The following is a 17,091-nucleotide window of genomic DNA, read 5'->3' as shown; positions in this document are numbered from 1 at the left end:
TTAAACGCAGGCATTTTCGTCTACCTCTGCAATCTCTTCAGAAACTATGGTGACATTTCCCTCGCGATCTACTTTAAGATGAAATCGGTTTGTTTGAAAAGGCAAACAATAGCTTACCGTTTGCATTACAATTAATTCGAAACCATCTTGAGTTTCTTTAACAGCACCACTGTTTTTATCATTTACAGCCCAATAATAAGCATTAGCTCTTGCGACAAGTAAGGCTTCACCTGGTGAATCAATTTCTCCAAGAAAATTAAGAAGATCCTCTTTAGAAGCAACTACAAGATTTTCTTCTTGTGTCTGATATTTAATGTAATAAAAGCAATATGATGGCAAGCATCCAACAATAAAACCAGCATCTGCTTGTAAATTATTAAATGTCGTTAAACAATCAGGAGCTGAACAAATTTCACCAAAAGAAAAAAGTACGTTATTGCGATATACTAATGAAGTTGGATCAGCTGGATCTTCAAAATCTGGCATTGACTGGATATATTCAAAATAGGTAATTTGCTCATCAGTCTGAATATCAGAAAATGGATAGGCTGCAGATATTGCTTCAAAATCGTTAAAATAGACTTCGATCCCATCATCGTCACGGGAACAAGAAAGTAGTAAAATGGAAAAAGCTAAAATTGATAGTTTTTTGATCAAAACAGTTGATTGATTTCTAATTAGATTCAAAAAACCCTAAAAGGTTGCGTATAAAAAAAGCTACTTGAAAATCAATGATTTCATCCCAAATCATTTTCCGGAGTTTACTCTAAACAAAAACTTAAATCGATGCTATAATTAATATCCGCCTCAATATTTTCCCCACACATACCCCGAACGTCACCAATACTACAATCTGGATCATCTGAAATTATTATTTTTGAAATCCTATTGGTATATCCAGATATTGTTGCATTTAAAACTCCATTTTCAAAACTATTAATTCTGAAATTAGCTCCTTCTTCAGTAATTTCATCTAATTTTCTAATAGGATCTAGTGTACTATAATGATAGCTTACAGTTTCGCTCGATTGCTCCGGAAAACGGAATACAAAATTTATATATCGAAAATTTTTACGAATACTTTCTTCGGAAAAACTTTTAATGATGTCTGCATCGAAACTTATATAAATTTGAAAACGCTCATCCGTATAACTATAAGCGCGATAATAATAGTTCTCGTCACAATTAACGCCGACAGGGCAAGCGATTTCAAGCTTTGTACAATTATTTAAAGAACCAACGCTCAAATTATATGATTCATATCGAAAATCTATTGAATCATCGTCGTCATTACTGCAAGAAAGTGTAAGGCACAAAAATGCGCCAAGAAGTAAAAGTTTTTTCATCTGTAATCTGAATTTAGTTTTCTGATATTTTTAAGTATTTATTTAAAAAGTACTAGTTTTTTAACACTAAAGAATCTGTACAAAGCGTCTAAATTAAGTGAGTTAAAGTATGGAAAAGTGGACATCACTGTTTTATCGTTTAATCTGAAGAAGAGCAGGTAAAAACCTTTATATCATCCCGGCCTTCATTTTCTAATTACGCATTACTTTCTTTTGCAGTTAATTCGGCTACAACATTACCGTTGCAGTTGTAAAATGTTATCATCGCTTGAAAATTCGCTCTACCATCCGTGATTAATTCATAGTAAACAGTCTGTCCCTGTTAATCACCTCTAAAAATTGATACTTCAGTTCCGCAATTTGAGTTCAGTTCAGCTTTATAATTAGTAAACCAAGTTTCATTTAATCCACCGGTACAATTAGTATCATCATCGTCTGAACAAGATGCTAAAACCAAAATTAGTAGTTTTCTGATCATAATTTTTTATTGGTTTCTTACTTAGATGCAAAAAATTCTAAAAGGTTGCGTATAAAAAAAGCCGCTGGAAAATCAGCGGCTTTTTTTTTATTCAGATATAATATTCAATTTTGAAGATCCCAAATCAAGTTCGGGATAAGCGATTCACAAGATTTTATAAAGAAAAATCTGTTCGCTGCTTACTTAACTTCTTCAAAATCTACATCTTCTACATCGTCTCCACCTTTGGCTTCACCGCCTCCAGCTTGTCCTCCTTCAGCTCCGGTTGCTTCTTGTTGAGCGCCTCCCTGAGCTTCAGCTTGTGCTTTATACATTTCTTCTGAAGCTGTTTTCCAAGCTTCATTCAATTTGTCTAATGCAGGAGAAATAGTTTCTAATTCTTTAGTTTCGTAAGCTTTTTTAAGCTCTTCTAAAGCATCTTCGATAGGCTTTTTCTTATCGTCAGAAAGTTTATCACCAAACTCTTTTAATTGCTTTTCAGTTTGGAAGATCATTCCGTCTGCTTCGTTAAGCTTATCTACTTTTTCTTTCGCTTTCTTATCGGCATCTGCATTTGCTTCAGCTTCCTGCTTCATTTTTTCGATTTCTTCTTCCGTTAATCCTGAAGAAGCCTCGATACGGATATCCTGAGATTTTCCTGTTGCTTTATCTGTAGCACTTACTTTAATAATACCGTTAGCATCAATATCGAAAGTTACTTCGATCTGAGGTGTTCCTCTTGGCGCTGGTGGAATACCATCTAAATGGAATCTACCAATCGTTTTGTTATCTGCCGCCATTGGACGCTCACCTTGTAACACGTGGATTTCTACTGAAGGCTGATTATCTGCTGCGGTAGAGAATGTTTGTGATTTTTTAGAAGGAATTGTTGTATTCGCTTCAATCAATTTAGTGTTTACACCACCCATAGTTTCAATACCTAAAGAAAGTGGAGTAACATCTAATAACAATACATCCTTAACATCACCAGTTAATACACCACCCTGAATTGCAGCACCAATAGATACTACCTCATCTGGGTTTACTCCTTTAGACGGTTTTTTTCCGAAGAAACCTTCTACTTCTTCCTGAATTTTAGGAATACGAGTAGAACCACCTACTAAAATTACCTCGTCGATATCACTTTTAGAAAGACCAGCATCCTGAAGCGCTTTCTTTACTGGCTCCATAGATCTTGTTACTAGTTCTGCTGCTAATTGCTCGAACTTAGATCTTGTTAAAGTTTCAACTAAGTGTTTTGGTCCACTAGCAGTAGCAGTAACATAAGGTAAATTAATTTCTGTTTGAGAAGAAGACGATAACTCGATCTTCGCTTTCTCTGCAGCTTCTTTAAGACGTTGTAACGCCATAGGATCTTTTCTAAGATCGATATCTTCAGCTTTTTGGAATGTATCTGCTAACCAGTCGATGATCACTTCATCAAAATCGTCACCACCAAGGTGTGTATCACCATTTGTTGATAATACTTCAAAAACTCCGTCTCCTAATTCAAGGATAGAAATATCGAAAGTACCACCACCAAGGTCATAAACTGCGATCTTTTGATCACTAGATTTTTTATCTAAACCGTAAGCCAGTGCAGCTGCCGTTGGCTCGTTAATGATACGTCTAACTTTAAGACCAGAGATCTCACCAGCTTCTTTTGTAGCCTGACGCTGAGAATCATTAAAATATGCTGGTACTGTAATTACAGCTTCAGTCACATCCTGTCCTAAATAATCTTCAGCAGTTTTCTTCATTTTTTGAAGAATCATTGCTGAAAGTTCTTGTGGAGTGTAAAGACGCCCATCGATATCTACACGAGGAGTATCGTTGTCTCCTTTTTTTACTTTATATGCTACACGTCCTGCTTCTCTCTCAGATTCAGAAAATTTATTTCCCATGAATCTTTTTATAGAAGCGATCGTTTTTTCTGGGTTGGTTACAGCCTGTCTTTTTGCAGGGTCTCCAACTTTGATTTCACCACCTTCTACAAAAGCAATTACAGAAGGGGTTGTTCTCTTACCTTCGGCATTAGGGATTACCGTAGGCTCGTTACCTTCCATAACTGAAACGCAGGAGTTAGTTGTACCTAAGTCAATTCCAATTATCTTACTCATAACTTTATACGTTGATTTAATTTTTTATTCATTGTTTCGCTCTCTAAAAGTCAATCTTTATGCCAGCAAAAAACTTATGACAGGTTGGCAGAAACATTTTTAAACAGCTTTATTTTAGGCTAAAATCAATGCAAATTTTTCAGAATAACTTTATAACTGTGTATAAATAGGCAGTCACAAATGCTTTTTTATTTCTGAATCTGTTCCTGAAATTATACATTTGTCCGCATAATTTTTCGGTATGGAATGTATTAGTGTATTCGACATGTTGAAGGTTGGCGTTGGCCCATCAAGTTCTCACACTCTTGGGCCATGGCGCGCTGCACAGCGATGGATTGCAGAGCTTAAAGCAAAAGAAACTTTTCAGCTTGTTGAAAAAATACATATCGATCTTTATGGTTCTCTTTCATTAACAGGAAAAGGTCACGCTACAGATATTGCAACTTTGCTAGGATTATGTGGTCACGATCCTGTTACCATGGATATTTCTTTAATTGAAACTGAAATTTCAGCAATAAAAGAAAAAGGATTCCTTCCTCTTAATAAAGAACTAGATATTCCTTTCAATTACGAAACCGATATAAAATTTAATCGCAAATTTCTCGATTTTCACCCAAACGGGATGATCTTTAGAGCTAGCCTTAAAAATGGTAAAAAATGCTCTTCATCTTTCTTTTCTATAGGCGGTGGGTTTGTTGTGAAAAAGACCCGAAAGAACGCGAAAAAAAAACAGGATAAATTCAACGAATTTCCTTTTCCGGTAGAAAGTGCAAATCAGCTTTTAGATTACTGCAAGGCTGAAAATTTAAGCATCTCTCAACTGGTATTGCAAAATGAACGTTCTTTAAGAAACGATGAGCAAATCGATGCCGGTCTAAAACAAATATGGGATACTATGTTAGAATCGATGTACATTGGTTGCCATACTGAAGGTACTTTACCAGGCGGACTAAGTGTAAAACGACGTGCTTTCGAGATGCATCAGCGCCTTATTGGTGAAGAAAAATATGATTCGCCAGAAAATTGGATCGATGCGATAAGAAATACTGAAGTTAAATTCCGCCAGATTCTTAAATGGGTGAGTTGTTTTGCTTTAAGTGTAAATGAAGTAAATGCGAGTTTAGGTCGCGTTGTAACGGCACCAACCAATGGGAGCGCCGGCACTGTTCCTGCCGTGATGATGTATTATATGGTGATCGAAAATCACGAAGCTACTTTCGAAGATATGAAACGCTTTATGCTGGTAGCTGGTGAGATAGGAAGTTTATTTAAAAAAGGAGCGACGATCTCTGCCGCTATGGGTGGTTGCCAGGCAGAAATTGGAGTTTCCTCTGCAATGGCTGCCGGTGGTTTAACTGAGTTGCTGGGTGGTACGCCAGAACAGGTTTTAATGGCAAGCGAAATTGCTATGGAACACCATCTTGGCTTAACCTGTGATCCTATTGCCGGTTTAGTGCAGGTACCTTGCATCGAGCGAAATGCGATGGGTGCGATTAAAGCAATTAACGCTGCAGAAATTGCGTTAGAAAGTGATGCCACCAAAGCTAAGGTTCCGTTAGATAAAGTGATCGCTACCATGTGGGATACCGCAAAAGATATGAACTCGAAATATAAAGAAACCAGTGAAGGCGGACTCGCAGTTAAAGTGAGCCTGAGTGATTGTTAATCTCACTACTAATCCAAAATTAAATTGTACGCGCATAATTTATCATCTAAGATCAAAAATCTCTTTCGTCATTATTTTTTGACGATGGCCTGTTACTTTTTGTTCTTTATGGGAATGGGCGTTTTAAATAATCTTTTTCCTGAATTAGATTTCGATCGCTACAAGCAAACCGAGATCTACGAGATGATGACTGATAATCCAATGGTATTCTTTATCCTGGCCGTGATTATCGCACCAATCATGGAAGAATGTCTTTTTAGAAGTCTTATTAAACCTTCACAAAACGAAATTCTGGTTTTTATATGTTCCTGGATCTTATTTGTAAGCCTCGCTTTTATTCCTGCTGAAGCTAATCTCTTTTTAAAATATGGTTTATTACTATTAAGTGTATTTATCATTTTCTTATTTCTAAAATCTGTAATTCCAGAAAAGAAGATGAAAAAACTCCAATATCAGCTTCATAAATATCACCGCTTTATTTGGATAATTTCAGCAGTGATTTTTGGCTACGTACATGTGTGGAATTATGTATCTGGGTTCGAATTTAATTTTATTCTTTTCATCCTAATCTTCCCAAGGATCATTGCAGGTTATTTCTTCGGAAGATTAAAAATTCAAAATAAAGAATTATACTGGCCTATGCTACTGCACGCAATGAACAACGGAATCGTAGTGATTATTTCTTCTAAAGCAGAAGAGATCACCGATATAATTCTGTAATTTCTAAAACCGATTTTGGTTAATTACAGCCCTCTTTTCTACGCGTATCGATAATATAAATAATTTGCCATTTACCATCGATCTTCACCAACTGAAAAGAATTTACCCCACAATGACTAAAATTATCCTTGAAGTAAAATTTATAAGGCGTCCAGGCATTTGCCATATTACCATCTATAGAGATTTGATAATCCAGCAATTCTTCTTTAAAACTGGCATTTTTAGGAATACTCACAATTCCTTTTAAAAAATCAGAAATTGATGTTTCATGCACTAGCGTTTTACCTTGCTGATCCTCTCCTATCGATTGAATAACTACATTTTCTGAAACAAGATCTTTCATCCCAACAGTGTCCTGAGCATGAAAAGATTCGAAAAAAGAATCGATCGTCGATTTTACATTTTCAGCTTCAGATTGTGCTGTTAAAGTGCTAGATAAAATTAGCGTAAGAATATATAAAATTGGTTTCATTTAAAACAAAGTTAAGATTAGAGAGCTATGCCTAAGTTGGTATATATTTTTTCTAAATTTAGAACATTCTACAACATCGGCCTAATGAAAATTAAGAGATACTTATTAGTTTTTACGTTCTATTTCTTCGGAAGTTCTCTGTTTGCTCAACAAACTGAAAAAGAACCGCTTCTAATAGGTTACGTTTTTGGAGACCTTATGGAAAAAGCCGAAAAATCTATTCAGGCTGAAAAGCTTACGCATATAAATTATGCTTTTGCTAATATCGAAGAGGGGAAAATTAATATTGCAGATGAAGATGATCCCAAGCGTTTTAAAAAGCTGAAGAATCTAAAAGCTAAAAATCCATCCTTAAATCTTCTAATTTCGGTAGGTGGATGGGCCAACGCTCCAAAATTCCCAAAAATTGCGAGCAGTGACATCTCCAGAACACAATTTTCTAATAGTGCGCTTCAGTTTTTAAAGAAATATGATTTAGACGGTATCGACCTGGTTTTAGAATATCCAAAAAACAATGAATCTCAATACTTCTCTCCTGAAAATAAAAAGAATTTCACATCTTTATTAGCTGAAATTCGACAAAAATTAGACTCATTTTCAGCAAAAAATAATAAGGAGTATGTACTCAGCATAGCAACTTCAGCAAATAAAGCATACCTAGAAAATATCGAAATCGACAGTATATCAAAAAGCGTAGATTTCATCAATATTATGTGTTATAACTATCATGACGATTGGAGTACTTCAACTGCACATCATACTAATTTATTGACTTCAGCAGCAAGCACTATCAACCAGAATCTAAGTACAGCACAGGTTGTCAAAAATTATATCGAAGCCGGTGCAGACCCTAAAAAACTTGTTATAGGAGTTCCGTTTTATGGTCGTGGCTGGAAAAAGGTAGCTCCTAAAAATAACGGATTATATCAGTCGACCTCAGGGCAGTCATTTTCATTAAATTATACGGCTTTAAAAGACAGTTTACGCACCGGAAAATACCATCGCTATTGGGACGAAACTGCGCAAGCACCCTTTTTGTGGAATGCTAAAGACAAGATCTTTATTACCTATGACGATCCTATTTCCTTAAAAAAGAAAGCGGAATTTATCAAAACTAAAAACCTTGCCGGAGTGATGTTTTGGCAATATCATGCAGATGACGGCGAACTTTTGGAAAGTCTTTTTCTAAACCTTAAAAATGAAAATCACAAAAAATAAATTGAACTCCTGGAAATTTAATTTTCAAAGTATTTTTTGCACGGCTATAATTTCATTTTTCATAGCTTATAACACCTATATGCCCCCCAGCGCGAATCACGGAGCTCTAATACCTTACATTTATCCATGGCTTTTATTGATTATAGGATTTATAGTTTTCGCAATTAGCAAAGTAGTTATTAAGCGTTGGAATTGGATTGTTACGCTAATCTCAATTATTTACACGCTATATGTTTCCTTGGGTTTTTATTTCAACAATCCTTTTTAAGATTTCATATTCCCTAAATTCTTGACAATATCTTAATTAGTCTCTCATTAAAACCTTATTTTTACGCATATAAAAACTTAGATTAATGTCTGTTGCTAAAAAAGAATATAAAAGAATTACAGTTAAGTCTTTAGTCGATATGAAAAAGCGTGGAGAGAAAATCTCTATGCTTACCGCCTACGATTACTCGATGGCAAAAATTATGGATGGCGCAGGAATCGATGTGATTCTTGTGGGCGATTCGGCCAGTAACGTTATGGCAGGATACGAGACTACGTTACCTATGACGCTAGATCACATGATCTACCACGCTAAAAGTGTTGTAAATGCCATTAGTCGCTCTTTGGTTGTTGTAGATCTTCCGTTTGGGACTTACCAAAGTGATCCTAAAGAAGCTTTGCGTTCTTCCATTAGAATTATGAAAGAAAGTGGCGCTCACGCTATCAAGTTAGAAGGTGGTAAAGAAATTAAGGAGTCTATTAAACGAATTCTACATGCCGGGATTCCGGTGATGGGACATTTAGGCTTAACGCCACAATCTATTTATAAATTCGGTACATATACGGTTAGAGCAAAAGACGAAGAAGAAGCTGAAAAGCTAAAATCTGATGCAAAAATGCTCGAAAGATTAGGTTGTTTTGCAGTAGTCTTAGAAAAAGTTCCGGCAAAATTAGCTAGAGAAGTGGCAGAAAGTGTGAGCATTCCGGTTATAGGAATTGGTGCAGGAAACGGTTGTGATGGCCAGGTTTTAGTGGTTCACGATATGTTGGGAATGACCAAAGAATTTAATCCGAGATTCCTTAGAAGATATCTAGATCTTTATAGCGAAATGACAGGCGCATTTCAGCGTTATGCTGAAGATGTGAAAAGTGGTGATTTCCCTTCTGAAGACGAGCAATACTAAAGTTTTTTGCTAAAAAGATTTCTACTGAATGAATACTGCGGAAAAAATAATCGATCGCTTAAACTTACAAGCTCATCCGGAAGGTGGCTTTTTTAAGGAAGTTTATCGAAGTGAAGATCTTATTGAAGCTGATGCTTTGCCTGAAGCTTTTAAAACCGAAAGAAATTATTCGACCAGTATTTACTTTTTGCTGACTTCAGAGAATTTTTCAGCATTTCATAAAATAAATCAGGAAGAGGTTTGGCATTTTTACGATGGCTCACCTCTTCTTTTATATACCATTTCACCATCAGGAGAACTTTCAGAAATAAAAATTGGAAGAGATCTTGAAAACGGTGAAGTTCCGCAATATGTAGTTCCTAGAAATTATTGGTTTGCAGCAAAGGTTATTCAGCCAGATCATTTTTCGTTTGTGGGTTGCACTGTGGCTCCAGGTTTCGATTTTGAAGATTTCACACTTGCTAATCGAGATTCCCTGACGCAAAAATTTCCTCAGCATAAAGAATTAATTAGCGATTTCACCCGAGAATAATTCTGATGAAAACAGAACATGAAAATCGGGTTGCTAAGAATTATGTTTCGGTTGAAAAAATGTGGGCCGATTTTATTGAAAATCAGCCTCAATTTCAGCAAAAAGGAATTCCGGAGTCGTTCTATTTCTGCGATAACCAAAAAGACGCTAATGAATGTGCAGATCTGGTTCTTGAAGGAACAAAAAAAGCAACTGCGTCTTCTCTAAAATGGTTTAAAAGCAATAAAATTGAGTTTAGTAAACCAGGTGATCTTTTTATCGTTACTAACTGGGATGGAGTTGCAAAAGCCGTGATCCAGATCGAAAAAATTGAATGTATACCCTACAATAAAATTACACCTAAATTTGCCCAAATTGAAGGTGAAGGAGATAAATCTTTAGCGTATTGGAAAAAGGTACATAAAGCGTATTATTGCAGAGAACAAAATATTCCTGAAACTGAGTTTGATGAAAATATGATGATCTTTTGCGAATATTTTAAATGTATTTATCCTAAAAAATAATGGCGACAGATAAGTTACTTTCTAACAAAGATAATTTACAGGTTTTACACGAAGACAATCACGTGATCATCGTGAATAAACGTGTGGGTGATATCGTACAGGGTGATAAAACCGGCGATAAACCACTTAGTGAGGTGGTAAAATCGTACATAAAAGAAAAATATAACAAACCAGGGAATGTGTATTTAGGTGTCGTGCATCGTTTGGATCGTCCAACAAGCGGCATTGTATTATTTTCTAAAACTTCTAAAGCGCTACCAAGACTCAATAAGTTGTTCCAGCAAAAAGAGGCTAAAAAAACCTATTGGGCGGTGGTAAAAAATAGGCCTCCAAAAGATAAAGATGTACTTGTTCATTATTTAAAACGCAATCCAAAACAGAATAAATCTTTCGCTCACAAAAATGAAGTTCCAGATAGTAAAAAAGCGATATTGGAATATCGAATCTTGAAGGAATTGAACAATTATTTTTTATTGGAAATCGATTTACACACCGGTAGACATCACCAGATTCGTAGTCAGCTTTCGGCGATTGGATGTCCTATAAAAGGTGATCTAAAATACGGATTTGATCGCAGTAATAAGGATGCTGGGATTCATTTACATGCTCGTAAATTAGAATTTATCCATCCCGTAAAAAATGAACCTGTAAAAGTAATTGCTGACGTTCCAGATGAGCCGCTTTGGAAGGCTTGTGTTTAGGGTTTAGTTTTTCAGTTGACAGTTGACGGTTTACAGTTCTTTTAGCATTCAGCTTTCAGCATTCAGCAATTAAAAAAACATCACGAAATTCTACAATCTTAACCTATAGCTTAGAGATTATTTTCAAATTAGCACATCAACATATTTTCAAATTGAATGTTTCAGCTTTCAGCATTAAAAAAACATCTCAAATATTAATAATCTTAGCCTATAGCTTAAAAATAATTTTCAAATTAGCACATCAATACATTTTCAAATTTAATCTTTCAGCTTCTAACAGTCAGCTTTCAGCATTTAAAAAACATCTCTCAAATCAACAATCTTGGTCTATAGCTTAAAAATAATTTTCAAATTAAGTCTTTCAACATTTAGTGTTCAAAATAGATCTCTGGTCACTTCTCTATTTTCTCTATTCTAATTAAACCGCAGCAATAACTAGGCTTCAACACTTCTTAAGAGCTTCTTATTTTTCAAAAACTTGTTTTAAAATTTCGATTTCCGATATTAAATCTTTCACAAAGGCATTATTAAGATTTTCAAATCGGCCATTCTTGAAGTAATTTGGAGAAAATTTTACTATCCGAAGATTTCATGCAGAAAACAAAATTTACCAAGATCAATAATTACGGCTTTATTGGGAACTTACAAACCACAGCACTTGTGTCGTTGCAGGGTGACATTGATTTTATGTGTTTCCCAAATTTCGATTCACCCACAGTTTTTGCCACTATTTTAGATGAAGATAAAGGTGGTGGTTTTGCCATAGAACCACTCATCGAAAACCTGGAATACAAACAATTTTATGTAACCAATACTGCCACTTTAATTACACGTTTTTCGTCTAAGGATGGTATGGGTGAAATTTGTGATACGATGGTGGTCGATGAAAAAGATCATAAATTTAAACTCTTAAGAAAGGTCACGACAACTTATGGCGATATTTCCTACCGGGTAAAATGCAACCCAAGATTTAATCATGCCGAAACCAGACATAAAGCGACACAAAAAGGCAATGAAATTTGCTTTTCTACGGGCGACGATAATTTTTTATGCCTAAATAGTTGCCAGGATCTATATATCTCAATGGACGATGGTTTTTCTGAATTTTCTTTAGCTGAAAGAGAATCGGCATACTTCATTTTAACCGATTTCCATTTAACCGAAGAGCAACAGGAAAACATGCCTTCTTTTGGAGAAAATTATCTTGAAGAAAGTAATAAATACTGGCAAAATTGGGTAAGCAAATCTACCTACAAAGGTCGCTGGGTAGAAACCGTTTTAAGATCTGCGATTACCCTAAAATTGCTAACGTCTCATAAAGAAGGAAGTCTAATTGCTGCACCAACCTTTGGATTACCAGAGAAGATTGGTGGCGAAAGAAATTGGGATTACCGCTATACCTGGATTCGTGATGCTGCATTTGCGATGTATGCCTTTTTAAAACTCGGTTTTAAAGAAGAAGCGAAATCATTTTTTAAATGGGTAGAAAAATATTGCTTTAAAGATAAAATGGATCTGGTTTATACTTACGATGGTAAAACTCCGCCAGATGAACGAAACCTGGAGCATTTTAATGGCTATAAAAATAGTAAGCCGGTTAGAGTTGGTAACGAGGCCAAAAACCAAATGCAATTAGATATTTATGGCGAACTTATCGATGCTGTATATGTTTATTATTTGCACGATGGCCCAATAAAGAAAGATTTCTGGGAAAACATCAAACATCATATAGAATATGTGTGTGAACACTGGAAAGATAAGGACCGCGGAATTTGGGAAATTAGAGGCGATAAAAAAGAGTTTCTACATTCTAGGTTAACCTGTTGGGTTGCTCTAGATCGCGGAATTAAACTTGCTGAAGGTAACGATCTTGATTTCCCTAAAGAGAAATGGGAAAAAGTTAGAAAACAAATAAAAGACAGCATTTACGCTGATTTTTGGAATGAAGAAAAAGAGGCTTTTATTCAGCATAAAGGAACAGATGAAATTGACGCTTCTGCCCTACTTATGCCAATTCTGCATTTTATAGATAAGCATGACGAAAAATGGGAAAAGACACTTAAAGCTATTGAGCGTGAATTAAAATATGATGTTTTGGTGTATCGCTATCGTGCTGCAGAAAATGATGCTGATGGTTTAGAAGGTGAAGAAGGAACTTTTACGATGTGCTCTTTTTGGTACATTGAATGTCTTGCGCTAGGAGATCGTATCGAAGAGGCTGCCGAGAATTTTTCACGCATTTTAGGTTATGGCAATTCGCTTAGATTATTTAGTGAACAGATAAGTAAAAGTGGTGAACAGGTTGGAAATTTTCCGCAGGCTTTAACGCATTTGGCACTTATTAATGCTTGTCTTGAACTGAATAAAAAAATGGATCGAAAAAATAATAGCTAAGATTGTATAATTTCAGCTTACTTTTTAAAACTTCTAAAAATTTCAGTAAAAACAGCGGTCGCGATTAATAGTCCGCCAATCACAGTATTTATCGACGGAACTTCATTCAGAATAAAATAACCGAGTAAAATTCCGTAGATAGGCTGTGCGCTACTGATAATACTTGCGGTTGTTGCTGAAAAATACTTAAAACTGCTCACTAAAAGCGTATGCCCAACGGATGTTGTTAATAATCCCAACACCAAAACCGGGGCTAATTGCGATGGAATGACCGATAAATCAAAAAAGAACAACACCGGAATCAAAAGCGTGCTTACCACAAACATTTGAAATAACATCAAAACAGATCCGTTATATTTTGAAGCCTGCTGTTTCATTAAGATATTCCGAAGTGAATATAAAAATGCCGATCCTACACCAAAACATACTGCGATAGTTTGTTGATTATCTAAACTAAATTCTGGTACCAAAAAATAGACTCCAAATAAGACCAAAATCCCTAAGAACAGATGTATTTTATTGAAACCGGTTTTACGGATCAGTGGTTCTAAAAATGTAGTAATTACCGGATAAGTATAAATCGAAAGCATCCCTATAGCCACACTGGATAATTTAAGCGATTGAAAATAGGTAAGCCAGTGCGCACACATTAAAACACCGGCGAAAAGAACTTTTAGAAGATCTTTTTTGTTTGAAAAATTCAGTTTTAATCCTTTGATCTTGCAAAAAATAAGCAAGGCCCAAATAGCTATAAAAGATCGCAGGAAAATAATCAAAAACGGACTCAGTTCTATATAGCGTCCAAGAGTTCCCGATGTACTAATAATTATAACCGCCAGGTTTAACTTTAAGATATGTTTTAAATCGGCTCTTTCTTCAACCAAATTATTGCTTTTTAGCGTGCGTATTCGTTTACTTTCTCTTTGATCACATCGGCAACCGGGCGATTATCGATCTTACTTTCTAACCAGGAAATAATATCTAGATACAAGAAAGCACGACGCTCAAATGGGTGATCTTCGTATTGTTTTAGTGTTGCATGGAGTTTTCTAAACTCGTCTTTTATATCTAACGGACTAACATCTGGAAGATTTCTTAAAAATTTAATCATTTCCTTTTGAACCTCGTGCAAATCGTTCATCCTGATCAAAAACTTATAAGTAGATTTAATAAGTCGTTCTAAATGATAATCCATTCCTGCTTCGTAATGCGCCACAAGACTTAGAATCCTTGAAAAACACATAAGATCTTCACGCATTTCTAAAGATTTATTCTGAATGATCTTCCCTAGATATTGAATACATTTTTTATTGTTTCCGTCCCCAAAATAAAGTGAAGCGATCTTATAATAAAATACCATAATATGATGCTCGTCGATCTTTCCTTTATAGCGCTTAATTTTTTGATCGATCTTTTCTACCAGGCCTTCACCACCGTGAAATTCGCCTTTCATAAACCTTAAGTTGAGCTTATTTGCGTACAAATAAAGAAAGGAAAGCGAGGCGATATTATCGTCATCAGGAATTTTTGGATTCTTAAGCGTATCTTCAAAACGATGCAGCACTTTCTCGAAAGTGACCGTGTGATTTAAATAGAATAAAGACTCTAATAAATAATGATTCCCCTTTAAATAAAATACTGGATGCACCGAAATTAGATGGTCATTTTCGTTAAAAAGATCGATCCATTTTGAAGAATATCGAAATGCATTCAGGAAATTTTGTGTGATAAAACTATACCATAAATGTGCCTGAAAAAGCCATAATTTCTCTTTGAAACCCAGGTCTGCAAACTCATATTCTGGTAAATTGGTTTCAAAATAATCATGGATAGCAATAGCTTCTTCTTCAGTACGGGCATATCCCATTTTCAGAAAAATTCCATATAACTGAAGCGATAAATTAGATAACTTACTCGAAATCTGGTTAAGCTTGGTAAGTTCTTCGGTTTGTTTTATTAAAATTTCAGCCCTGTTTTCAATACTTCGAGTAATATATTGCGATTCGATGATCTTCTCGAGTTCCAGGATCTCGTAAGCTAAATTTTTCTCTTCATAGGCCAAAGCGGTAGCTTTAGTTTTATCCAAAAGTTTTAAACTTTGTTTATAAAGCCCTTTTCGGTATAAAATAATAGCGAAATCCAGTTGCTCTCGTATCTGTATAGGAATGCTCTGGTGAGCAGGATTCAGCCTTAAACTAATTAAGATCTGTTTATAAAGATGCGCCTTAATATTTGATAATTGCTGCTTGGTGATATTGGTGTTTTTAAGCACTAATTCTTCATCGTACTTCTTTTGCTTGCTTAAAATCTTAAACAGGTTAAGAAATTTACTGTCTGAATTCACTCCAATTCTTCCAACATACAGCGAAAATTGTCTTTTTTCTGAAGGAGAAAGTGATTTAATTAAAGAAAATAGGTTATCCGTTAAATCGTTGGTCATTGTAACAAGATACTTTTTAAGTAACTGAAAATCAGATATATTACAAAAATATAACTAATTTAATTATCGTAACACTTTAGTGCGCTCACTACGCCAGCAATAGGCTTTATTATACTTTAGTTAAAGATAAAGCAAAAAAAAACTCTTATGAGCGCAGAAAAGGTAGAAATTTTTGACACAACTTTGAGAGACGGTGAACAAGTTCCCGGGTGTAAATTAAATACAGAACAAAAGGTAAAGATTGCGGCAAGATTAGATGAACTGGGTGTAGATGTTATAGAAGCCGGATTTCCTGTATCGAGTCCCGGTGATTTTAAATCTGTTACCGAAATTTCAAAAATCGCAAAAAACGCTGCCGTTTGTGGACTCACCAGAGCTGTTAAAAAAGATATCGAAGTTGCTGCTGAAGCTTTAAAGTACGCTAAAAAACCTCGTATTCATACTGGTATAGGAACTTCAGATTCTCATATCAAATACAAGTTTAACGCGACTCGTGAGCAAATTATCGAGCGTGCAGTTAACGCAGTTGCTTACGCTAAGAATTTTGCTGATGATGTTGAATTTTATGCTGAAGATGCCGGGAGAACCGACAATGACTTTTTAGCACAGGTCTGCCAAGAGGTCGTCAACGTAGGGGCTACAGTTTTAAATATTCCAGATACTACAGGATATTGTCTTCCTGAAGAATACGGTAAAAAAATTAAATATTTAAAAGATCATGTTGTAGGTATCGATAATGTTACCATTTCTTGTCACTGCCACAATGATCTTGGCTTAGCTACGGCAAATGCAATCGCCGGTGTAGCTAACGGAGCTCGTCAAATCGAGTGTACAATTAACGGGATTGGTGAACGTGCGGGCAATACAGCTTTAGAAGAAGTAGTAATGATTCTTCGCCAACACCCAACTTTAAACTTAAATACAGACATTAATCCAAAATTACTTTTCGAATTAAGTAAAATGGTTTCCAGAGAAATGGGAATGTTTGTACAGCCAAATAAAGCAATCGTAGGAGCAAATGCTTTTGCTCATAGCTCTGGAATTCATCAGGACGGCGTGATCAAAAATCGTGAAACCTACGAGATTATCGATCCTGCTGATGTTGGGGTAACAGAATCTGCTATTGTTTTAACGGCTCGTAGTGGTCGTGCGGCTTTAGCTTATAAAGCTAAAAAAGTAGGTTATAATCTTACAAAATTAGAATTGGATACTGTTTATGCCGAATTTCTTAATTATGCAGATATGAAGAAAGAAGTGCTAGATAACGATATTCACGAGATCATGGAGATCTCTAAAAAGAAAATGAAAGCAATCGCTTAACGATATTATTTTAGGTTTCGTTTTTGAAGC

The 17,091-nt window shown here is 35.4% G+C and carries 16 protein-coding genes; 9 read left to right on the top strand and 7 right to left on the bottom strand.

The features are described from left to right. The 4 genes from BM201_RS09955 to dnaK form a co-directional block, all read right to left on the bottom strand. Positions 1-657, bottom strand: coding sequence for a hypothetical protein (locus BM201_RS09955; protein ID WP_139219193.1), 657 nt, complete (start codon positions 655-657; stop codon positions 1-3). Between the two features lie 104 nt (positions 658-761). Next, on the bottom strand, positions 762-1,346 hold the full coding sequence (locus BM201_RS09950) for a hypothetical protein (protein WP_139219191.1): 585 nt from the start codon (positions 1,344-1,346) through the stop codon (positions 762-764). A gap of 322 nt (positions 1,347-1,668) precedes the next feature. Beyond that, the gene (locus tag BM201_RS18110; protein WP_175487021.1) at positions 1,669-1,824 is read right to left on the bottom strand and encodes a hypothetical protein; all 156 of its coding nucleotides are present in this window, start codon (positions 1,822-1,824) and stop codon (positions 1,669-1,671) included. A 179-nt stretch (positions 1,825-2,003) separates the two neighbouring features. Continuing rightward, positions 2,004-3,923, bottom strand: coding sequence for a molecular chaperone DnaK (gene dnaK, locus BM201_RS09945; RefSeq protein WP_092542143.1), 1,920 nt, complete (start codon positions 3,921-3,923; stop codon positions 2,004-2,006). 241 nt (positions 3,924-4,164) lie between these two features. On the opposite strand from dnaK, the gene BM201_RS09940 reads away from it, so the two are divergent. After that, positions 4,165-5,589, top strand: a complete 1,425-nt coding sequence (locus BM201_RS09940) for an L-serine ammonia-lyase (protein ID WP_092542141.1) — start codon at positions 4,165-4,167, stop codon at positions 5,587-5,589. 84 nt (positions 5,590-5,673) lie between these two features. After that, the gene (locus tag BM201_RS09935; RefSeq protein WP_245758616.1) at positions 5,674-6,309 is read left to right on the top strand and encodes a CPBP family intramembrane glutamic endopeptidase; all 636 of its coding nucleotides are present in this window, start codon (positions 5,674-5,676) and stop codon (positions 6,307-6,309) included. Between the two features lie 19 nt (positions 6,310-6,328). On the opposite strand, the gene BM201_RS09930 is transcribed toward BM201_RS09935, so the two are convergent. Further along, the gene (locus BM201_RS09930; protein WP_092542137.1) at positions 6,329-6,781 is read right to left on the bottom strand and encodes a 3-methyl-2-oxobutanoate hydroxymethyltransferase; all 453 of its coding nucleotides are present in this window, start codon (positions 6,779-6,781) and stop codon (positions 6,329-6,331) included. Positions 6,782-6,865: 84 nt separating this feature from the next. On the opposite strand from BM201_RS09930, the gene BM201_RS09925 reads away from it, so the two are divergent. From BM201_RS09925 to BM201_RS09895, 6 genes are all read left to right on the top strand, one after another. Then, entirely contained in the window at positions 6,866-7,999 is a 1,134-nt protein-coding gene (locus BM201_RS09925) for a glycoside hydrolase family 18 protein (protein ID WP_175487020.1), read from the top strand. Positions 8,000-8,352: 353 nt separating this feature from the next. Further along, positions 8,353-9,171 (top strand): 3-methyl-2-oxobutanoate hydroxymethyltransferase, encoded by an 819-nt coding sequence (gene panB, locus BM201_RS09915; RefSeq protein ID WP_092542131.1) that lies wholly within the window; start codon positions 8,353-8,355, stop codon positions 9,169-9,171. A gap of 28 nt (positions 9,172-9,199) precedes the next feature. After that, positions 9,200-9,703, top strand: a complete 504-nt coding sequence (locus BM201_RS09910) for a cupin domain-containing protein (RefSeq protein ID WP_092542129.1) — start codon at positions 9,200-9,202, stop codon at positions 9,701-9,703. A gap of 5 nt (positions 9,704-9,708) precedes the next feature. Beyond that, on the top strand, positions 9,709-10,206 hold the full coding sequence (locus tag BM201_RS09905; protein WP_092542127.1) for an ASCH domain-containing protein: 498 nt from the start codon (positions 9,709-9,711) through the stop codon (positions 10,204-10,206). Next, on the top strand, positions 10,206-10,907 hold the full coding sequence (locus BM201_RS09900; RefSeq protein WP_092542125.1) for an RluA family pseudouridine synthase: 702 nt from the start codon (positions 10,206-10,208) through the stop codon (positions 10,905-10,907). The genes BM201_RS09905 and BM201_RS09900 overlap by 1 nt, the downstream gene beginning before the upstream one ends. Positions 10,908-11,498: 591 nt before the next feature. Continuing rightward, on the top strand, positions 11,499-13,301 hold the full coding sequence (locus tag BM201_RS09895) for a glycoside hydrolase family 15 protein (RefSeq protein WP_092542343.1): 1,803 nt from the start codon (positions 11,499-11,501) through the stop codon (positions 13,299-13,301). A 17-nt stretch (positions 13,302-13,318) separates the two neighbouring features. Here BM201_RS09895 and BM201_RS09890 read toward each other — a convergent pair whose 3' ends face one another. Next, positions 13,319-14,185: a DMT family transporter gene (locus BM201_RS09890; protein WP_092542123.1), complete on the bottom strand. Its 867-nt coding sequence runs from the start codon at positions 14,183-14,185 to the stop codon at positions 13,319-13,321. A gap of 11 nt (positions 14,186-14,196) precedes the next feature. Then, positions 14,197-15,741, bottom strand: coding sequence for a hypothetical protein (locus BM201_RS09885; protein ID WP_092542121.1), 1,545 nt, complete (start codon positions 15,739-15,741; stop codon positions 14,197-14,199). Between the two features lie 147 nt (positions 15,742-15,888). On the opposite strand from BM201_RS09885, the gene BM201_RS09880 reads away from it, so the two are divergent. Further along, positions 15,889-17,061: a 2-isopropylmalate synthase gene (locus tag BM201_RS09880; protein ID WP_092542119.1), complete on the top strand. Its 1,173-nt coding sequence runs from the start codon at positions 15,889-15,891 to the stop codon at positions 17,059-17,061. Positions 17,062-17,091: the final 30 nt, after the last annotated feature.

It is taken from the genome of Zunongwangia mangrovi, assembly GCF_900112105.1.
In the GTDB taxonomy this organism is placed as follows: Bacteria; Bacteroidota; Bacteroidia; order Flavobacteriales; family Flavobacteriaceae; genus Zunongwangia; species Zunongwangia mangrovi.
The sequence above is the reverse complement of the archived record's forward strand: the minus strand, read 5'-3'. Positions and strand labels throughout refer to the sequence as shown.